Raw genomic sequence first — 2,387 nt, 5'->3', positions numbered from 1 at the left:
TCCCTCAATTTTGTATAATATAATTTGTCTGGTAATGATGGCGAAGAGGTCACACCCGTTCCCATACCGAACACGGAAGTTAAGCGCTTCAGCGCCGATGGTAGTTGGGGGATCTCCCCCTGTGAGAGTAGGACGTTGCCAGGCAGATACACGGAGGATTAGCTCAGCTGGGAGAGCACCTGCCTTACAAGCAGGGGGTCGGCGGTTCGATCCCGTCATCCTCCACCATTTATATTTCTTAAAAAGTAGCTAAAAATTATCCATCCATATATGCCGGTGTAGCTCAGTTGGTAGAGCAACTGACTTGTAATCAGTAGGTCGTGGGTTCGACTCCTATCGCCGGCACCATATGTGCCATTAGCTCAGTCGGTAGAGCATCTGACTTTTAATCAGAGGGTCGAAGGTTCGAGTCCTTCATGGCACACCATTTATCTTGCGGGTGTGGCGGAATTGGCAGACGCGCTAGACTTAGGATCTAGTGTCTTTGACGTGGGGGTTCGAGTCCCTTCACCCGCATTCTAATTTTGTATTAGCGGAAGTAGTTCAGTGGTAGAACACCACCTTGCCAAGGTGGGGGTCGCGGGTTCGAATCCCGTCTTCCGCTCCAACAGACTTGCCCTTGCCGGGGTGGCGGAACTGGCAGACGCACAGGACTTAAAATCCTGCGGTAGGTGACTACCGTACCGGTTCGATTCCGGTCCTCGGCACCAGAGTTTTTTACAGCAGTAAAATAACTTTTATAAATATGCGCCCGTAGCTCAATTGGATAGAGCGTTTGACTACGGATCAAAAGGTTAGGGGTTCGAGTCCTCTCGGGCGCGCCATTAACGGGGAGTAGCTCAGCTTGGTAGAGCACTTGGTTTGGGACCAAGGGGTCGCAGGTTCAAATCCTGTCTTCCCGACCATTAAATCTTTTTGGAATATGGGGCCTTAGCTCAGCTGGGAGAGCGCCTGCTTTGCACGCAGGAGGTCAGCGGTTCGATCCCGCTAGGCTCCACTTTAGGTATTTTTAAGAAACACTACAGACCAGTAACACTGGTGCCAGTAAATCTAATGAAATACTTTAACTTTTTGGCGGTGTAGCTCAGCTGGCTAGAGCGTACGGTTCATACCCGTGAGGTCGGGGGTTCGATCCCCTCCGCCGCTACCAAAAAGGACCTTTAGCTCAGCTGGTTAGAGCAGACGGCTCATAACCGTCCGGTCGTAGGTTCGAGTCCTACAAGGTCCACCAGTTCTTTCTATACGCGGAGGAATACCCAAGTCCGGCTGAAGGGATCGGTCTTGAAAACCGACAGGGGTGTCAAAGCCCGCGGGGGTTCGAATCCCTCTTCCTCCGCCATATTATTTTATACGATATGGTGAGTATAGAGACTTCTATAATATTATCGCGGGGTGGAGCAGTCCGGTAGCTCGTCGGGCTCATAACCCGAAGGTCGCAGGTTCAAATCCTGTCCCCGCAACCAAAAAGGTCCCGTGGTGTAGCGGTTAACATGCCTGCCTGTCACGCAGGAGATCGCCGGTTCGATCCCGGTCGGGACCGCCATTTATATTCGGCTCGGTAGCTCAGTTGGTAGAGCACGATCGAATAAACTTCCCTGAATATACTTCAGAGCACAAATTTTGGTTTTCAAATTTGGATGATGGCACGAAATAAGTTTTAAAATTGTAACTATTATTTATATTACGGCTCGGTAGCTCAGTTGGTAGAGCAATGGACTGAAAATCCATGTGTCGGCGGTTCGATTCCGTCCCGAGCCACTTTGTTTTTTAAATGCCGGTGTAGCTCAGTTGGTAGAGCAACTGACTTGTAATCAGTAGGTCGTGGGTTCGACTCCTATCGCCGGCACCATCTTTACTTAAATTAATATTATTATGGCGGTTGTGGCGAAGTGGTTAACGCACCTGATTGTGGTTCAGGCATTCGTGGGTTCGATTCCCATCAGTCGCCCTTTTTAGCGGGTGTAGTTTAATGGTAAAACCTCAGCCTTCCAAGCTGATGTCGTGGGTTCGATTCCCATCACCCGCTCCATTTTTATGTGGGCCTATAGCTCAGCTGGTTAGAGCGCACGCCTGATAAGCGTGAGGTCGGTGGTTCGAGTCCACTTAGGCCCACCATTTTTTTGTATATACCGTTTTCGTTCCACCATAGCTCAGCGGTAGAGCATTCGGCTGTTAACCGAAGGGTCGTAGGTTCGAATCCTACTGGTGGAGCCATATGGAGAAGTACTCAAGTGGCTGAAGAGGCGCCCCTGCTAAGGGTGTAGGTCGTGTAAGCGGCGCGAGGGTTCAAATCCCTCCTTCTCCGCCATTAATATGGCCCGTTGGTCAAGCGGTTAAGACACCGCCCTTTCACGGCGGTAACACGGGTTCGAATCCCGTACGGGTCA

General features: G+C 50.6%; 22 tRNA genes and 1 rRNA gene. All 23 read left to right on the top strand.

Annotated features, from left to right (window positions below):
* The first annotated feature begins 27 nt into the window (after positions 1–27).
* The 23 genes from rrf (at position 28) to AAV98_RS18015 (ending at position 2,387) form a co-directional block, all read left to right on the top strand.
* Positions 28–144: ribosomal RNA gene (rrf, locus tag AAV98_RS18125) — 5S ribosomal RNA — on the top strand.
* An 8-nt stretch (positions 145–152) separates the two neighbouring features.
* Positions 153–228: transfer RNA gene (locus AAV98_RS18120), tRNA-Val, on the top strand.
* Positions 229–272: 44 nt separating this feature from the next.
* A tRNA-Thr gene (locus AAV98_RS18115) sits at positions 273–348 on the top strand.
* 3 nt (positions 349–351) lie between these two features.
* A tRNA-Lys gene (locus tag AAV98_RS18110) sits at positions 352–427 on the top strand.
* Between the two features lie 8 nt (positions 428–435).
* A tRNA-Leu gene (locus tag AAV98_RS18105) sits at positions 436–516 on the top strand.
* Between the two features lie 16 nt (positions 517–532).
* Positions 533–607 (top strand) — tRNA-Gly (locus tag AAV98_RS18100).
* A 14-nt stretch (positions 608–621) separates the two neighbouring features.
* Positions 622–710, top strand: a tRNA-Leu gene (locus AAV98_RS18095).
* A 37-nt stretch (positions 711–747) separates the two neighbouring features.
* A tRNA-Arg gene (locus AAV98_RS18090) sits at positions 748–824 on the top strand.
* Between the two features lie 4 nt (positions 825–828).
* A tRNA-Pro gene (locus tag AAV98_RS18085) sits at positions 829–905 on the top strand.
* Between the two features lie 19 nt (positions 906–924).
* A tRNA-Ala gene (locus AAV98_RS18080) sits at positions 925–997 on the top strand.
* 76 nt (positions 998–1,073) lie between these two features.
* Positions 1,074–1,150: transfer RNA gene (locus AAV98_RS18075), tRNA-Met, on the top strand.
* A gap of 4 nt (positions 1,151–1,154) precedes the next feature.
* A tRNA-Ile gene (locus AAV98_RS18070) sits at positions 1,155–1,231 on the top strand.
* Between the two features lie 15 nt (positions 1,232–1,246).
* Positions 1,247–1,339: transfer RNA gene (locus AAV98_RS18065), tRNA-Ser, on the top strand.
* 47 nt (positions 1,340–1,386) lie between these two features.
* Positions 1,387–1,463: transfer RNA gene (locus AAV98_RS18060), tRNA-Met, on the top strand.
* 4 nt (positions 1,464–1,467) lie between these two features.
* Positions 1,468–1,543 (top strand) — tRNA-Asp (locus AAV98_RS18055).
* A gap of 142 nt (positions 1,544–1,685) precedes the next feature.
* Positions 1,686–1,758 (top strand) — tRNA-Phe (locus AAV98_RS18050).
* A 15-nt stretch (positions 1,759–1,773) separates the two neighbouring features.
* Positions 1,774–1,849, top strand: a tRNA-Thr gene (locus AAV98_RS18045).
* Positions 1,850–1,875: 26 nt separating this feature from the next.
* Positions 1,876–1,948 (top strand) — tRNA-His (locus AAV98_RS18040).
* Positions 1,949–1,955: 7 nt separating this feature from the next.
* Positions 1,956–2,029 (top strand) — tRNA-Gly (locus AAV98_RS18035).
* Between the two features lie 9 nt (positions 2,030–2,038).
* A tRNA-Ile gene (locus tag AAV98_RS18030) sits at positions 2,039–2,115 on the top strand.
* A 24-nt stretch (positions 2,116–2,139) separates the two neighbouring features.
* Positions 2,140–2,214, top strand: a tRNA-Asn gene (locus AAV98_RS18025).
* Between the two features lie 3 nt (positions 2,215–2,217).
* Positions 2,218–2,308: transfer RNA gene (locus AAV98_RS18020), tRNA-Ser, on the top strand.
* 7 nt (positions 2,309–2,315) lie between these two features.
* Positions 2,316–2,387, top strand: a tRNA-Glu gene (locus tag AAV98_RS18015).

Source organism: Bacillus sp. CHD6a (assembly GCF_001293645.1).
Lineage (GTDB): Bacteria > Bacillota > Bacilli > Bacillales > Bacillaceae_I > Sutcliffiella_A.
The sequence above is the reverse complement of the archived record's forward strand: the minus strand, read 5'-3'. Positions and strand labels throughout refer to the sequence as shown.